Below are 16,479 nucleotides of genomic sequence, written 5' to 3' on the forward strand. Positions count from 1 at the left end.
GGTCTTTTCAGTGATAAGCCCTACGAAACTAATCATGCTGCTATTAGCATTTGAATAAGCCATAGTTAACCCAGCAAGAATAGTAAAAACACCGATCGGAAAGATCATTCTTATATTCATGTTGATTACCCTCCTTCTTGATAAAAATATGTTGTTGAGAAATTAATTTATCAGCCCGTTTGCAGTCATGAGAAAAACACAATGTGTTTTTAACTACTCATGGCTACGAGTTAAAATCTAACATTGATAGCCAAATAGGGCACAAAATATAAACTCATATTAATTAACATAAATGGTCATTTTAACTAACAAAAAACAAACAATGCCTGATGGGTGACTAACTGCATGATTTTTAATTAGAAATTAAATTAAATTTTTTTATTTAATACGGAAAATATTTAAAGCCATTTAATGCAGTACAGATGGTGGCAATTAAAGCATAAAAAACAATATGTTAATAACATTGCTCATTATCTGGGTATTGCTCAGTAACGATGGCAGTTGAACTCGAAAAATTTTCCGCCTTGGGAAAAATTAAAACAGTGAAAAAAACTGCGTTGTCAGGAGCTAGTAGCTTTAGGCGAGCGGTGAGGGTGTTTTGAGGCACTGGCGGTTGCTATGAAGATTTTTAGTTGCCGGCCCAGTGCCGTAAATACGCGGGTTGTGGCAGGAGGAATAGCGAGGATCTGCCAGAAAGCCAGCATACTCCTAACCATGAACTGCCGTAACACAAGTCGCGTCAGCTTGTTCAATCACCGATGAACCCTGCTGAATCTGCTTTGTGACGCCATATTTCAAAACACACTGTTGCTCAGGTTTGTTGCCCCATTTAACAACCAAATCACCGGGGGTATGTTTTTGCTTCTTGCTGGACTCAGTGAAGAGCAGAATAGCTCGTCCCCCTTGGCCAACAACTCCCAAGGCCTGGTTATTAATATCCAGTACCTCAGCGCCAAATGGCACATCTTTATTGTTGATATCCACAATTAATGAATGACCCACAGTGGTCTGGTATTTCACCAACGTGACCGAACCTGAACGCGGCGCAAAGGTTTGTACCGAGCTGTCGAGCTGTACATTCATCGGCAAATTCGTCGGTTCGATAGCCAAAGTATTCAGGCGGTATGGCAATAAATTGGTGGCCAGTGCTAAGCCATCTTTACCTACCATACTGGCATTGTTGCCGATCTGTGCTCCTTCTGCTCCTGGTGCTTCAATAATGGCAAAAGTGGAGCCGAGCTTCGGACCAAACTTCACACCACCACGATAAGCTGCGACACCACCAGAAAAGCCGAAAGAGGCTTGCTTATAGCTGTTGGATAAGCTGGAAGTGGCATTTAAATCGCCGTAATTGCTGCGATAGTTGCTGCCCACGCTCACGCTGCTATCGACATTACTACCGTATGAGGCGTTGGAGAAATAAGAGGCTTTACCGGATTGGCCCAAGTTTCCACTAAGGCCAAGCTGGTTGCTCTGGTTACCCTTTCCGTCTCGTGAAGCGTTTAGCATCAGCGTTTTTGTCCGATCAGCCTGGCCGAAAGGAATAGAGACTGAGAGCTGAATATAAGGCTCCGAGCTTGAGTTTCCTGCACCTGACGTAGAGTAGACTTTGGTATTCTGGTACGACAGGCTAATAGATGCACCTTGCCATGAAGTGTTATAACCGACCGTATAGCTATTTTGTTTTTCCGTATTCCAGAATTTCTGGGTAGCACCGGTCACATAAACACTTCCCAACTCATAAGGCAGCACTTGGTTAACGGTGGCCTCAAAACGTGTTTTCTGATGTTCAACCGTAGTGGTTGGCATCTTCTTCTCCGCAAGAGCTTCCATTGTCATCGCGTCCTGCAGGCTGAGATAGCCGGAGGTAGAATAGCGGTAGGCAGCCAGTGTGAAATTGGTGTCGGTATTTTGGAACATTCGGCTGAAAGCCGCACGGTAGCTGTTACCCGTATGGTTACTGTTATCCGAGAGTGCCGCGCGCGAATGGGTCACTTCCAGAGAAAGTGCTCCAATACCCGTATTGAGTGCATTACCCAGCAAAAATGCCTGGTAGTGTTGCACCGCTTGTGCCCCCACATAGCCGGTAATATTGTTACTGATACCACGCTGATAGGTTGCTTCCCCAAAAATAGGGCCAATGTTTTGAATCTGATCGCGGTATTGGCCCGCAGAAACAGAAAAACGTTGAGTCCCTGGACGCAGCAACTGCGGCAATGAGGAGTAGGGCACGGTAATTATTCTGGTGGTACCATCGGCTTCCTGAATGTTGACGGTCAGTTCACCCGCATAGCTAGTTGGATACAGGTCGTTAATTTCAAAAGGTCCAGGGGCGACCGTGGTCTGATAGAGAACCTGGCCATTCTGCGTGACGCTAACCTTGGCGTTACTATTGGCAGTACCGCGGATCGTTGGCGCGTAGCCACTCTGGCTGTCTGGCAGCATACGATCGTCTGAATACAGGGTAGCCCCACGGAAATTCACCCCCTGAAAGAAACTACCCAAAGTGGTGGTATCGCCGACACGTATCTGTGAAAGCAGTGGTGTAACATCGTGTTCCACATAGGTGGATAAGGACTGATAGTTATATTGGTTTGTGTTACTTACCCAGTCTATATTTGCTACATGCCTGCCCCGCCAGCCTGCAATATTTAAACCCGTGTGCAGGCCCGCATAGGCACTGGTATTGGTAACGCCAGCGGCATTACTGGAAAATGTGTTAACATGATAATCCATCATACCTGCATTAATACCTGACTCCCACATCTCTGGAGACACCCAGCCACGCGCCGCCTGTTGCATATAAATTTGCGGGATACTGAGAGATAAGCTCTGTTCACCCTGATCATAACGGTAGCTTGCTCCAGGCAATAATGTTTCTAATGGTGCGCAAGTCTGTTGGCCATCTGGAGTATTAGAGGTGGCTTTCTCAGTGGCTTTTTCGATACTGACCGCGAAACTACGCAACAGGTCTTCAGATAGGCAAGGTATGGCCGTGCTGTCTTTATCCTGGCTTTCTGGTAAGGCAAATTTAATGTCATAGCGACCCATTACACTTTTATTCAATAATAGATCTAAGCGATATAGGCCTACGGCGGTAGGGTTATCTTTTGCATAGCGCGTCAGATTAATATCGCTGTTTGAGCCAAGGAATATAGGGTCAAAGGAAACATCTTCATTGGCGGCTGTGGATGAAATTGCAGTATTATCAGTTTTTTTATCTTCAGCGGCACGAGCCACAGGAGATAACATAATAGATAGTGCGGCAATATAAACGCTGGATAAATAGCTTTTTTTACCCACAGTAATGTTTGCGATGTAGTTGTTAACCAATGACCTTCTCATTATGCTGTCTCACATTGATACTTATTGATGTATGACTTATTTGAAAAGGCGGAGCGATACTATTATCAGGCATATATGCCCATGTTATTTCGCTTTACCCTGGAGATAAAAGCCTGTCAACCACCAGTGCCAGTGCCAGTGCCAGTGCCAGTGCCAGTGCCAGTGCCAGTGCCAGTGCCAGGCCATCAAGAGTGAATTAGTTGTACACGATAGAATATGCAACAGAAGCAGTGACCGCACCCGGAGTGACGCCGCCGGTGGGGGTCTTATAGGCAGCAATGTAGTTCAGGGTACCCTGATTGTTGGTAATGGTTGCCTCGGCATGGTTATTCGGGGTACCGGAGCCTACCATAATTTGTGAGGAGTCATCCGCATTGAGGATAGCAACCTTCACATTGCCCGCAGGGGCAGCAGCGGCGGTGTTATGCAGCATACCGGTAGCGGCATCGACACCGGCACCGCTTTCAAACAGCACCTTGGCGATAGAGCCATCAGTACAAGCGGCTTCACCGACAGACCCTAGGACAATCTGGAAAGGCGTCGTCCCAGCGATGGCCCCGGCAGCGGCCAATGCGGAGGCATCAATGGTTGGCAGGGTCACGGTCATGTTGGAGGTGCCGTTAGCCTCCTGGCCGTTAATGGAGCAGGTGACGCTGCTGACAGTCCCGTTAAAAGAGATAGTCCCGTCAGCGGCATGTGCAGCAGCAGAAACACCCAGACTCATAATAGTAATAGCGATGATTTTTTTCATGACTGATATATCCTGTAATTTAATTAACTGTGCTCAAGATTGGAGAATCGTTTCTTATAGGGTTTATTGTGCTGCGTTCCGTATAAGTTGGGATGACTATATCAGTGAGGTAATAAAAGTGAAAATATCACTGGTGTAAAAAAAGACTCATTAAAGCATCATAAAAAATACTCTTAAATTATAAACCTTTGCCGAGAGTAATCTGCATTTGATTTATTTTCTCTTGTCGGATGATTCTACGTATGGGGCGGAATCAAAAAAACGGCCCGCTCCAGAGCCATACTTGTCAGTTAAGGCTAACCACTTCCCAGAGGGTTAGGGTGAAGGGACGATCACCGCACTAAAAGCCCCCTCACTCCGGCCCTCTCCCACAGGGAGAAGAGGCGACTCCTTTAATAATGGCTGTATGATTATGCAGTATCATGAGTTTCCTGCATTCACATAAGCACTGTAGGTACTATACTAAGGAAAAATCAGGGGTTAGGAGTTGATAATGAATAACAGTGACGACATTTTGAAAGCGAGGTTACCGCCAGTCGATGCACTGAAGAACCTTACAGAGATGGCAAGCGGCTGTGGAAAAAAAACTAAAAAAGCGCACCGATCGATTCTTTATCCATCTAGAACTCATTCTATCTTCTTTGTGTTAAACGGCACGGTCGATATTCTTCAACAAAACCCTTATCGTACCCTCGGTGTCATCATTGCCACTGTGCCTATTGGTTTGATCGAGTTATACTATCCCGGCATTGATTTAGGCTATAAATTAAACTCGGATTCCGAGGTGCTGGAAATTAAACATGCTGATTGGGACTCTTATCTAACAGATAATAACCTGCAGAATGATGTCATAAAGGCTTTGAGCTATATAACTTTCGGCCTGCTCGTTCAAATTCAGGAGATTCACACCCAAGAAAATGCAAACACTATTAAGAATTTGATTCATAGAGTAGATAGGTTAAATAATATATCTCGTGTCGATGTGCCGCTATCACAATTCATTTTAGAGAGAACCAACTTATCGAGGAGTTTAGTGATGAAGGCGATCTCGGAACTCCGCAATACGGGTTATATTGAATTGAAAAATGGCCGGCTCGTTAAAATTCTTAAAAAATTTTAGCCCTTCATCTTACTGAAATTTTTAGTCAATGATACTGAGGTGAGCAATGCGAGAATGGAGTTTTTCAGCAAGGCTGTAGCAGGAATGTATCAGGGGTAAAATACACTCTCTCACCTGAAGTCGGTTACTATTTATTATGACTGGAACAGATGATGAGGCAGGATAAATTTACCTGACGATCACAGTGGAAATTGGTTTTGTCTATGAAATTTTAGATTATAATAAAACGCAATAAGCAATTATTCATCACTTGTTAAGCCACATGATAGCTATATTCAATCCAACTCAATTAGGAACAATCATGAACTTTACTTTGGGTAGATGTTTTTATGCAACGCTAATGCTAGGTTGCGCCTTTACAGCCGTTGCTCAAACTCAGTCGATTGAGTCTGAAGGTGTTCTCTTTGAAAATGTTCGCATTTTTGACGGTAGTGCAAAGCAACTTTCTTCACCTGCCAATGTGTTGATAATCGGTAACCGAGTCAAAACGATTTCAAATGATACTATTGAAATACCACCTGGCGTTCAGCTTACCCGAATACGTGGTGAAGGCCGTACTCTGATGCCTGGATTAATTGATAATCACGTACATATTACGATGAGTGCCAGTAGCCAGAGTGACTTACTCAACCCAGAGATAAGTGCTGAGGTGCTTCAAGCTCAAGCAGCGAAAGAAGCTCACTCTATCCTGCTGCGTGGATTTACTTCTGTGCGAGATCTGGGGGGGCCTGTTTTCGCGTTAAAAATGTCGATTGACCAAGAGAAATCGATAGGGCCGCGGATTTATCCAAGTGGGGCAATGATCTCTCAAACCTCAGGACATGGTGATTCCAGGTTACCCACTGAAAGGTCTCGGCGTTTTGGTGGGGCAGTTTCGCGGGGTGAATTACTGGGTGTTAACTTTATTGCTGACGGTAGAGACGAAGTGCTGACAGCGACTCGAGAAAATCTACGAGGTGGAGCCAGCCAGATTAAAGTTATGGCTGGAGGTGGTGCAGCTTCAGCTTACGATCCGTTAGATGTCACACAGTATACCTTCGATGAAATGAAGGCTGCTGTTGATGCAGCTGACGATTGGGGGACTTATGTCACTGTACACGCCTATACGCCAAAAGCGGTTCAACGCGCAATAGCGGCTGGTGTTAAATGCATTGAGCATGGGCAGCTTTTAGATGAACAAACGATAAAACTGATGGCCGAGAAAGATATCTGGCTCAGCCTACAGGCACTCGATGAAGCACCAGATAGCCAAACTGAAGACGTGAAAATTAAGAAGCATCAAGTTGTTCAAGGTACTGATAATGCGTTTACATGGGCTAAAAAATACAACGTTAAACTTGCCTGGGGAACCGACTACCTGTTTAATCCGGCACAAAATAAAGAACAGAATAGCAACATTATCAAACTGAAGCAGTGGTTTACTCCTGCCCAGATACTTAAAATAGTCACTCATGATAATGCACAATTACTTGCGCTATCGGGCCTGCGTAACCCTTACCCTGGCAAGCTAGGGGTCGTTGAAACCGGCGCCCTGGCTGACTTACTGCTAGTAAATGGAGACCCGATCGCTAACATTAATTTGCTGACAGATCCTGACAAAAACTTCCTGGTCATTATGAAGAACGGTAAAGTTTACAAAAATATCTTGTGATAATTTTTAGAGTAAGAAGATATTTTTAGGACCTCTGGGGTTTAATCGCTGGTAAGCCGCTTATGGAGTTGTACCAAAGGAACATAAATATTGTTAATTGCGGCGATATCAGCACTGTTTCCTTTACTTTCGAGGTCTTTATAGCGCTCTTCTAATATTGTAAAGCTTGTACTCAGGTGATGCTGTGGAACATCAAGCGTATTGCTGACTGTGTTCGCGGCAGCATTGAGGTAAGCCGATACACTGTGCATGAACGGCATAATGGCTCTGTGTTCGCTGATATGTAGTTGACTCAGAGCCATCAGCGCTTCCCTTGCTGGCTGAAGCCAGGTCTGTGGATGAGAAATGCCTTTTTCAGGAGAGGGTGCCCAGATTGACTCGAGTTTTACATGGCGTAACTGAGTACGCATCTGATCCAATAATGACCACGCGGTGATTCGTAATTCCCCCAAGTACGCTGGTTTATTATCAATAGTATCATGTGTATAAGGTAATGATGCCATGCGGGAAAGGTTTTGCAAAAACTGGCTTATTGTCTGTTTTAACCGTTGTCCTTCACGCTCTGGCCATATCCATGAATAAATAATGCTTGAAACGACCACGCCCAATAGAATCCCCAGCATCCGGTCTCTAATTTCTGTCAAATCAACAGTGGGGCCAAATTGATCGAACATTGCTAATGCAAAAGCGAATGCCATTTGTACGCCGATATAGTTACTGTTTTCAGAGCCGGAAGCTATCCAGGCACTGATGGCAATAACAGGGAGTGTGAGCATGAGTAAACCAACAAGGCTGTCGAGGTGAGGAATAACAAAGACGGTGCTTGATAGTGCGAGCAGACTCCCTAATGCACATCCTATAATACGTAAAAAACCTTTATGAGACGTCGCCCCGGCAGAAGGTAAGGCGAGAATAATACACGTCAGCATTGATGTATGAATACCTGGCCAATCAACGCCAGTATAAAAAACGTAGCACAATAAGGTTGCTAACACGCATTTTGTCGCAAAGCGAGCATATTGGGGATTATGCCAGGCATCACTGTTTTGCAATTCACTCGGAGCGTGGGACTCTGCTTTTTTATGTCCAACAGAATGAATAGAGAGGAGTGCTCTTACCATTTCGTTGAGTTGAGCTTCTGCTGGCATAGTCCATGAAGTGAGTTCACTCAATGAGGCTGTAGGATGCCAAGGGGATAACGGGGCATGTTGTAACGCCATGCAGTTTTCTTTAAGGCTGATAATTAAGGCGCGTGTTGCCTGCGATATTGCTTTAGGTTGGCTTATTGAAAGGTGGGCAACGGCGACTAATATTCGTTCAAGCACTCTGACCCGTTGGATGAGTATTTCTTGACGAGCCTGACTGTTTTTACTGCCTATTAATGAAGAGGCCAACTGTTGTTGCATCGTCAGGGTAAAATTGGCTACGTCTTGAGTATCAAGCGGTGTGGCGCTGCCTTGATCTAGCAAGATATCGAGCTGTTTGATTGCGCAGATGAGTATGCGGGAGCCCGTTTCTTGCAATAACACCTGGGGATGTGCTGGCAGCATGAGGGTATTGACCACCAATGTGATCACCACGGGGTAAACGGCGGCAACCCAAGCCCACAGCATCATACGGACAAGGGCTTCAGGGGAAGAGACCGTATCTACCATGCTTTGTGTGTAGCTCACCAGAATAGCCAGAACAAATCCCATAATTCCAAGCTTGCTGATACGGAAAAAATACATTCCTGCAAATATCAGTGCAGCCGAAAAAAAGATACGCCACAACGGAAAATCAAACGTCATTTTCAGTAGCAAGAGTGAGATACCGATGCCAAGTGTCCCCGCGAGGATCATCATTATCCCTGCGATACGGGTCATCACCGTATTGTCTCTGGCCGTAAAAAAAGTCACGATCAGTGAGAGTGAGAGAAAAGGGACCTGGAGGGCCATTGAAATCGTAATGACTAGAGCATGAACTACCAGAAAGCGAAATACAGCCCTGTCACGACCAGGGTAAGGTGCAAACTCCTGACGAATGAAATGCCAGACAGAGGTCTGAATGTCACCAATTATCATTATTCAACGTCCTTTACCACTTTGGTTGAGGTTATCTGAGGTTGAATAATGGCGACCGCAGACGCTCCAATGCGGAAAGACTCAGCTTCCGGTGATATCACGCGTATTTTTACGGGAAAACGCTGTGCGACGTGTACCCAGTTAATTGAGCGGGAAACGGCAGGCAAGCCCGGCGTAGTAATCGAACCATCGGTTGGCATAACGCCGTAACCTACTGAATCAACGACCGCCGAGTAAGATTTATCGCTGTTACCCATAAGGTAAACGAGAGCATTTGTCCCTGAGGTGATGTGTTTGAGGTCGGTTTCCCGAAAATTGGCCACTACAAACCAGGACTCTGTGTTTGCCAGAGTGAATAGGGGTTGCCCCGCTGATGCATATTGTCCAGTGGTGGTGGTCAAACCAATCACTCGGCCATTGAATGGGGCTCTAACCGTCGTTTTTTCCAGACTCAGTCTTGCCAATGAGATATCGGCTTTGAGGATGCTTTTTTGTGCCTCAAGAGCTTCGATACCACTGACCCCTGCCGTCGCGCTTTGTGCATCAAGTAAGGCCGCAGCCAAGGCAGCATCTGCATTCGTCTTATTTGTGCGAGCTTGATCAACTTGTTCAGCAGAAACAAAGTGTTTTTTTAACAGTGGAATAAGGCGATTGAGGGTATCGCTGGCTTGTTTTGCCGTAGCTCTGGCAATATCTACATTTGCTGTAACAGCATTTGCCCCCAGGCGCTGGGCGACAATATCGCGTTGAGTCAGGATTATTTGCTGATCTAGTTGGATTAAGGCGGCTTCGGCTTTATTTAGCACTTCTTGATAATTTCTAGGGTCGATAAGCAGCAGGACTTCATTCTTTCGGACATGTTGATTGTCCTTTACCTTAAATTCAATAATACGTCCATTGACTTCAGGCGTGACATTAATTGTGTCAGCATAAGCATAGGCATCATCGGTACTGGGTTGGGTATCAAGTCGCCATACCGTATAAATACCTGCTGCAATAGCCAGTGTGACCACACATAACGCAATTATTTTCCCTACACGTTTTTTTCTTATAGTGTCCATATATTCCTGTTCCTCTCATCAGTGCTGAAAGAAAAGCAACCACAGTAAAATGGAAAAAAGAGTCGTCATAGCACAATAGACAAGAGATAATACACCCAGGCTATCGAAATAGGTTGTTTTGAGCATCACGGTTCGCACCAAGAGAGTACAGATAATGCCTCCAGTGATACAAAACAGCCAGGCAGGGAAAAATGCGCCCAAGAAACTCACTGAAGGGGCATGGGTGCAGGCACTGAGAGGCAGTGGTGACAACAGTACCATGATTATTTTTATCATTATATTTCCTTGTTGTCTAACATATTAAATTTGTTGATATTTTTCAGGAAAATGGATGTTGCGACCAGAGAGGCACCGCATAAGCGGAAAGCCTTCTGAACCCCCTTTTTTCTCATAGCCTTATTTTCCCTGACCTGGTCTATTATTGTGTCTCATAACACAATAGCATCAACACCCTGATGCCATATCAATTAAATAAAGCTTGATACTCTGCTGTAGAATTGCACCTGAATAAAATTCAGAGGTGGGGAATAGCAGCCAGTTCCATTCAGATAAAATCCGATGCTGCTATTATCAATCCGCTCTGCCCACCGTTAAAGGGGATGTAGACTACTGGATATTTTTTGCTTTAATGTATTCCAGCCTCAGTGGTTCAACGTGCCGGTTCTTTAACCTGTGTCAGCGCTTTACCTGATACGCCTGTATATTTTTCGACAGCACCATAATCATTGAGCACACCTACATTGATCTTCCCGGCACTGCCATTCAGGTTACTGGCCCCGTTAAGCACAAACTCGGCGGTACTTTTTGGTGTCACCATGCCCCCCCCATCATGCTGATATTTCTTACCTGCTACCGCAAATTCTATCGCGGAAAAAGACACATGGAATGGCGTCGGGTTAACAACTTTAAGACGGTTTCCTTCCACACTGAAAACAAGTGCGGTTGGCGCACTGAAAATATCCTCTTTCAATTCCACAGGGCGGTAGAACACCTTAATCCGGTTACGGAAGGCCATCTGTAAAATATTCTTGTCTTTTTCTGCAGCGGTCAGTGCCGGTATTTCCAGCGTATTCAGCCAAAAGAGAGATTCCCGATCCGTCGGCAAGGGGGTACTGTCACCGGAGAATATCAGGCGTATCATCTGACTTTTCTGTGGATCCATACGGAATACCGGTGTCGGTATGGTGAACGGTGTGCGGATATCTTTTGGTGCGGCATTCATATCCCCAGCATCGATCCAGACCTGAACCAGCACCGGTTTGTTATTATCGTTGGTCAAACGCACACTGACGTCCGAAGCCTTCGACATATACACGATCCGCGTTCCGCCAATCACCACATTGGCTTCTGCCTGCATCGTGAGCCCCAACAGCATCGTTGCCAGGCACAGACCGACTTTCTTTAACTTCAGGCTAATCATATTATCCCCAGGATTATTCAACATCCGGTAAAAGGTATGCCACTAGTAACGTGGCATACTTCAAAATTTCGTACTCTGCTAGAGTCTAGTTATAAACTACAGAATATGCGACAGAGGCAGTAACGGCACCTGCAGAGGCACCACCGAGCGGGGACTTGTAAGCAGCAATATAATTCAGGGTACCCTGATTATTGGTAATGGTTGCTGTAGCATGGTTGTTTGGAGTGCTAGAGCCTAATACGATTTGCGAGAAATCATCAGCATTCAGGATGGCAACCTTCACATTACCTGCTGGCGCAGTGGTAGCGGTGTTATTCAGCATGCCGGTAGTAGTATCGACACCCGTACCGCTTTCAAACAGCACTTTAGCAATAGAACCGTTGATACAAGCGGCTTCACCAGCTGCGCCTAAGATAATCTGGAAAGGCGTCGTACCGGCAACCGATCCTGCACCGCTCAATACCGAGGCATCAACAGGCGGCAGGGTAACGGTCATATTGGCAGGAGTACCAGATGCCAGGCTGTTAACTGAGCAGGTAACGCTGCTGACGGCACCGTTAAAGGTAATAATGCCATTCGCCGCATTAGCTGCCGTAGATACGCCAAAACCCATTACCAACACTGCAATAACTTTTTTCATGCTATTCATGATAGAAATAATATCCGTTTATAAAATTCCCGATGAGTTCTTTAAGGGCTACTATTTGAAGTAGCCCTTATCACTATCTTATGCCGCCAAATGGTGCTGCATAAGTTGGAAATATCATATCATGTAGGATGATAAAAAAAACAAATCCACTACGGACGCTTTGGATATGTATAAAAACTAATGTGTTTATTTTTATAAAAAAATAAATAAAAGTCACTTAAAAACAAAGTGAATCTACTTATGGGCCAATTAAGTATAAAAATGGACATAGCAACATTTTACTCATTGGTTTTTTATTAAAAACAGTTGAAAAATACATATCCAGATACCCAACTGAGTTATTCAAAGTCAAGTACAAGAGGCTTATATGGCCCTCAATACAAACTTGGGTCCCTTTTCCCTGACAATGTAGTTACAGGTAGATATTAGTTATACACGACAGAATACGCGACAGAAGCAGTGACCGCACCCGGAGTGACGCTGCCAGTGGGGGTCTTATAGGCAGCAATGTAGTTCAGGGTACCCTGATTGTTGGTAATGGTTGCCTCGGCATGGTTATTCGGGGTACCGGAGCCTACCATAATTTGTGAGGAGTCATCCGCATTGAGGATAGCAACCTTCACATTGCCCGCAGGGGCAGCAGCGGCGGTGTTATGCAGCATACCGGTAGCGGCATCGACACCGGCACCGCTTTCAAACAGCACCTTGGCGATAGAGCCATCAGTACAAGCGGCTTCACCGACAGACCCTAGGACAATCTGGAAAGGCGTCGTCCCAGCGATGGCCCCGGCAGCGGCCAATGCGGAGGCATCAATGGTTGGCAGGGTCACGGTCATGTTGGAGGTGCCGTTAGCCTCCTGGCCGTTAATGGAGCAGGTGACGCTGCTGACAGTCCCGTTAAAAGAGATAGTCCCGTCAGCGGCATGTGCAGCAGCAGAAACACCCAGACTCATAATAGTAATAGCGATGATTTTTTTCATGACTGATATATCCTGTAATTTAATTAACTGTGCTCAAGATTGGAGAATCGTTTCTTATAGGGTTTATTGTGCTGCGTTCCGTATAAGTTGGGATGACTATATCAGTGAGGTAATAAAAGTGAAAATATCACTGGTGTAAAAAAAGACTCATTAAAGCATCATAAAAAATACTCTTAAATTATAAACCTTTGCCGAGAGTAATCGGTACTTGATTTATTTTCTCTTGTCGGATGATTCTACATGTGGGCCGGAATCAAAAAAACAGCACGCTCTAGAGTTGAATTTTTTGCATGATATATAGTGAGTTAGCAGCAACTGCTGTTATTCTGCTGGCAGCAAATCAAGCAGCCTGGATTCAACAAAACAATGGCATGTTTTAGACTCTGTGTTCTGGGGTTCCCAGGTGAGATTTGCCTGGACGCTATGGGCCATGAAAAACCGTCTACAATCGATTCAACCGGTGTAAAGAAAATATTATTAACTACATATTCAATAAGTTGCTTTCCATTCTTGATGAGTATGAGTTGCTAGACTGATCTGCTATTTCTCTGGATGGCAGCAATATTCGTGCGATACGATGCCCAAAAAACATCCCGATAGCGCCAGTGATCATGGCCTGGGTCGATCACAAGGCGGTTACGGCACCAAAATCCATCTGGCAACCAGGAAAAGATTAGAGGCGGGTTTCTATCGCCCCGATAGTTCATTAAATACAGTAAACAGTCATATTATTAGCAATGATATTATTCATGCTCGTAGGGTATAAATCATAGGTCATGGAAATGACTAAAGTACTTACGAGCAGAATATTTCAGGTTAATTCAGTCGATAGTTGTGATATTGGCTTTGTAAATGCCCATACTATAGCAATAAATCGTAAATCCTATATAAATAGCCATTGGCTAATTGTAAAGTAAATGTGTGACATACATTGGATTATCAGTGTTACACACAGAAAACCCTCCTGTTTTCAGTTATAGTTTCTAAAGGAAGGTACGAGCAATAAGTGTATATAGAAAGGTTGGTATTTTCAGTATGCCAAAAATGCAATCATTACAATAAACTGAGTTAACTCATTAAATATGGCGTGAAACAGGTTTTAATATTTTTTAAACGACGAGGGCCAAGGTGGAGTCGACTTATATAACCCGCTTGCATCCCTGTAATTTCATGAAAGAAGTGTATAGCAGCATACAACAAGGATACGGGCATGAAGAGAGTCTATAGTATTATCGCTGTAATCACTCTGATATTCGGGGTTCAGGCAAGGGCAGATGTGCAAGCTAATCATGCACAGAAAACGGGCTCACCTTGGCTGTCTTCACGGCTAATTACTCCACATTTGACCGTGAAAAACGTGGCAGAAAGTAAACATTTTTATACCTCGGTCTTCGGTTTTCAAGTACGCCATGAAAATCTCAGAGAAGGTGTGCCAGTCCATGTTGAAATGAGCTATCACAATGAATTGGCTATCATGTTTGTGCCAGAAAATGTGGCTAACAGCGGCACTCGCGCTCCGGCTTCATTTACTGATACAAAACAAAGAACGGCCTATCAGTATATTTACGTCGATAACGTGGATGAGACGGCTAAGCGTGCCCAAGCTCTTGGGGCAGAAGTCCTTCAACAACCTTATGATTCTCCATGGGGAGATCGTTTTACGCTGCTGGTGGATATTAATGGTTACCACTGGGGGATCGCACAAACTCATGAGCCCGGTTTTCCAACTTTTTTGAAGTAATCTATAATATTATAAAAGGCCAGATGCAGAATTTTTTGAAAAATAAATTTTGTGATCTTTTAAATTTAAACTGCCAAATAGTCATGCCTATTATTATGGCTATTTTTTGTTTGTCAGCATGAAGAAAAGTCTATCAAGGGGTTCTTATGAAATGTGTTCTCGCAATGTTAGGGGGAATCGCTCTGACATTTTCAATCTTTTCATCTGCACAAGAGATAAGTATATCTACCACGGCAATACAGGGCGTTGAGAAAGTGGTAGATGCTGATAATGTCAGGTTGGTGAGTATATTCAAGGATATTCATCAACATCCAGAGCTGGGTTTCATGGAGGAACGTACTGCTGGCATTGTGGCCAAAGAACTCACAACCCTTGGATTCAATGTTCAGACGGGGATTGGTAAAACCGGCGTAGTGGCTGTTCTGAAAAATGGTACTGGCCCCACCGTATTGTATCGTGCGGATATGGATGCCAATGCGGTGGAAGAAGCCACTGGGCTGAATTATGCCAGCAAAGTTCGCGTTTTGCGTGATGATGGTACGGAAGTTCCTGTGGCGCATATGTGCGGCCACGATGCTCACGTTACCTGGATGCTGGGAATGGCAAAAGCGATGGCCGAGCTCAAGAAAGAGTGGAGCGGCACCTTGGTGCTGGTTGCCCAACCCGCCGAAGAACCCATTACGGGGGCCAAGGCGATGGTCGATGATGGGCTATGGACCAAGCATGATCTGCCTAAGCCGGATTACTTTATTGGCATGCACACTGCGCCAGGCCCGGTCGGGATGGTTGTGAGTTCGGGGGGGCCGAAGATGGCTGGAACCGACCAGATCGACATTCTGTTCAAGGGGATCGGAGGGCATGGTTCTATGCCGCAACTTACCAAGGATCCCGTCCTGATGGCAGCCTACGCAGTGGCTGAATACCAGGCTATTGTTAGCCGCATCATTGAGCCGCAGCAGACAGCCGTATTGACTGTAGGCTCGATCCAGGCCGGTTCTGACAACAATGTTATCCCGGCGACAGCGCTGGTGAAGGCCAATTTACGCTGGTATGACCCTAAAGTACGGCAGCAGATGATCGACGGGATACGTAATGTCAGTAATGGTATAGCTCGAACCTATGGGATGCCTGAGGATGAGCTTCCCGTCATTACGATGAAGGGAGGCTCCACGCCACTCGTTAATGACGATATGCTGGCCAAGCGTTTGGCTGCTCCGTTAGCAACGTTGCTGGGTGCAGAAAATGTCGTGACCGATTTCCCCCCTGCCACTGGTTCAGAAGATGTGCATCTCCTCTTGGGCCCGAACACGGACGTACCATTCACCTATTTGATTGTCGGAGTCGCAGATCCCAAGGTGTTTGCCGAAGCCAAAAAACAAGGGAAAGCATTGCCTTATTCGGCACATAACCCAGATTTCATTGTCGATCTGAAAGCCATCCCATTGGGCACCAAGGTGGCTACAGTATCCACACTTGAGCTTATGCGCAAACAGCCATAATGCGCGATCGCACAGCTTTGTGGACGGGGGGGAGATTTAGCGTAATGGAGGGAAATTAATGCACTCGTTTGATTCTATACTGCTCATAGCCACTGGTGCCATGGTGCTGGTATGGGCAGCAGTCTTTTTTAACATCAATGATATAGCCCACTCACTCATCAGCATTGGGCACTGGATTGAAAGCCTGCGATAATGCGCG

12 protein-coding genes and 1 pseudogene are annotated in these 16,479 nt (G+C 45.2%); 5 read left to right on the forward strand and 8 right to left on the reverse strand.

What is annotated here, in order from left to right:
- Positions 1-708: 708 nt before the first annotated feature.
- Together ACX9GT_RS04080 and ACX9GT_RS04085 are read right to left on the reverse strand one after the other, a co-directional pair.
- On the reverse strand, positions 709-3,333 hold the full coding sequence (locus ACX9GT_RS04080; RefSeq protein ID WP_473189938.1) for a fimbria/pilus outer membrane usher protein: 2,625 nt from the start codon (positions 3,331-3,333) through the stop codon (positions 709-711).
- Between the two features lie 208 nt (positions 3,334-3,541).
- A complete protein-coding gene (locus tag ACX9GT_RS04085; protein ID WP_473189939.1) occupies positions 3,542-4,096 on the reverse strand; it encodes a fimbrial protein in 555 nt (184 codons plus the stop codon).
- Positions 4,097-4,589: 493 nt separating this feature from the next.
- Between ACX9GT_RS04085 and ACX9GT_RS04090 the strand changes: the two genes are divergently transcribed.
- On the forward strand, positions 4,590-5,216 hold the full coding sequence (locus tag ACX9GT_RS04090) for a helix-turn-helix domain-containing protein (protein ID WP_473189940.1): 627 nt from the start codon (positions 4,590-4,592) through the stop codon (positions 5,214-5,216).
- Between the two features lie 301 nt (positions 5,217-5,517).
- Complete coding sequence (locus ACX9GT_RS04095; RefSeq protein WP_473189941.1) at positions 5,518-6,867, forward strand: metal-dependent hydrolase family protein; 1,350 nt, start codon at positions 5,518-5,520, stop codon at positions 6,865-6,867.
- Between the two features lie 41 nt (positions 6,868-6,908).
- On the opposite strand, the gene ACX9GT_RS04100 is transcribed toward ACX9GT_RS04095, so the two are convergent.
- From ACX9GT_RS04100 to ACX9GT_RS04125, 6 genes are all read right to left on the reverse strand, one after another.
- Positions 6,909-8,930 (reverse strand): FUSC family protein, encoded by a 2,022-nt coding sequence (locus ACX9GT_RS04100; RefSeq protein ID WP_473189942.1) that lies wholly within the window; start codon positions 8,928-8,930, stop codon positions 6,909-6,911.
- Entirely contained in the window at positions 8,930-9,991 is a 1,062-nt protein-coding gene (mdtN, locus tag ACX9GT_RS04105; protein WP_473189943.1) for a multidrug transporter subunit MdtN, read from the reverse strand. The genes ACX9GT_RS04100 and mdtN overlap by 1 nt, the downstream gene beginning before the upstream one ends.
- Before the next feature lie 18 nt (positions 9,992-10,009).
- On the reverse strand, positions 10,010-10,267 hold the full coding sequence (locus tag ACX9GT_RS04110) for a YtcA family lipoprotein (RefSeq protein ID WP_473189944.1): 258 nt from the start codon (positions 10,265-10,267) through the stop codon (positions 10,010-10,012).
- Positions 10,268-10,640: 373 nt separating this feature from the next.
- Positions 10,641-11,411, reverse strand: a complete 771-nt coding sequence (locus ACX9GT_RS04115; RefSeq protein WP_473189945.1) for a fimbria/pilus periplasmic chaperone — start codon at positions 11,409-11,411, stop codon at positions 10,641-10,643.
- An 85-nt stretch (positions 11,412-11,496) separates the two neighbouring features.
- Entirely contained in the window at positions 11,497-12,051 is a 555-nt protein-coding gene (locus tag ACX9GT_RS04120; protein ID WP_473189946.1) for a fimbrial protein, read from the reverse strand.
- Positions 12,052-12,485: 434 nt separating this feature from the next.
- Positions 12,486-13,040, reverse strand: a complete 555-nt coding sequence (locus ACX9GT_RS04125; protein ID WP_473189947.1) for a fimbrial protein — start codon at positions 13,038-13,040, stop codon at positions 12,486-12,488.
- 383 nt (positions 13,041-13,423) lie between these two features.
- On the opposite strand from ACX9GT_RS04125, the pseudogene ACX9GT_RS04130 reads away from it, so the two are divergent.
- The 3 genes and pseudogenes from ACX9GT_RS04130 to ACX9GT_RS04140 all read left to right on the forward strand — a co-directional run.
- Positions 13,424-13,704: pseudogene (locus ACX9GT_RS04130) on the forward strand (IS5 family transposase); the annotation flags it as partial.
- A gap of 546 nt (positions 13,705-14,250) precedes the next feature.
- On the forward strand, positions 14,251-14,781 hold the full coding sequence (locus ACX9GT_RS04135; protein WP_473189948.1) for a VOC family protein: 531 nt from the start codon (positions 14,251-14,253) through the stop codon (positions 14,779-14,781).
- Between the two features lie 146 nt (positions 14,782-14,927).
- On the forward strand, positions 14,928-16,280 hold the full coding sequence (locus ACX9GT_RS04140) for an amidohydrolase (protein WP_473189949.1): 1,353 nt from the start codon (positions 14,928-14,930) through the stop codon (positions 16,278-16,280).
- Positions 16,281-16,479: the final 199 nt, after the last annotated feature.

Source organism: Serratia sp. YWN4 (genome assembly GCF_055790845.1).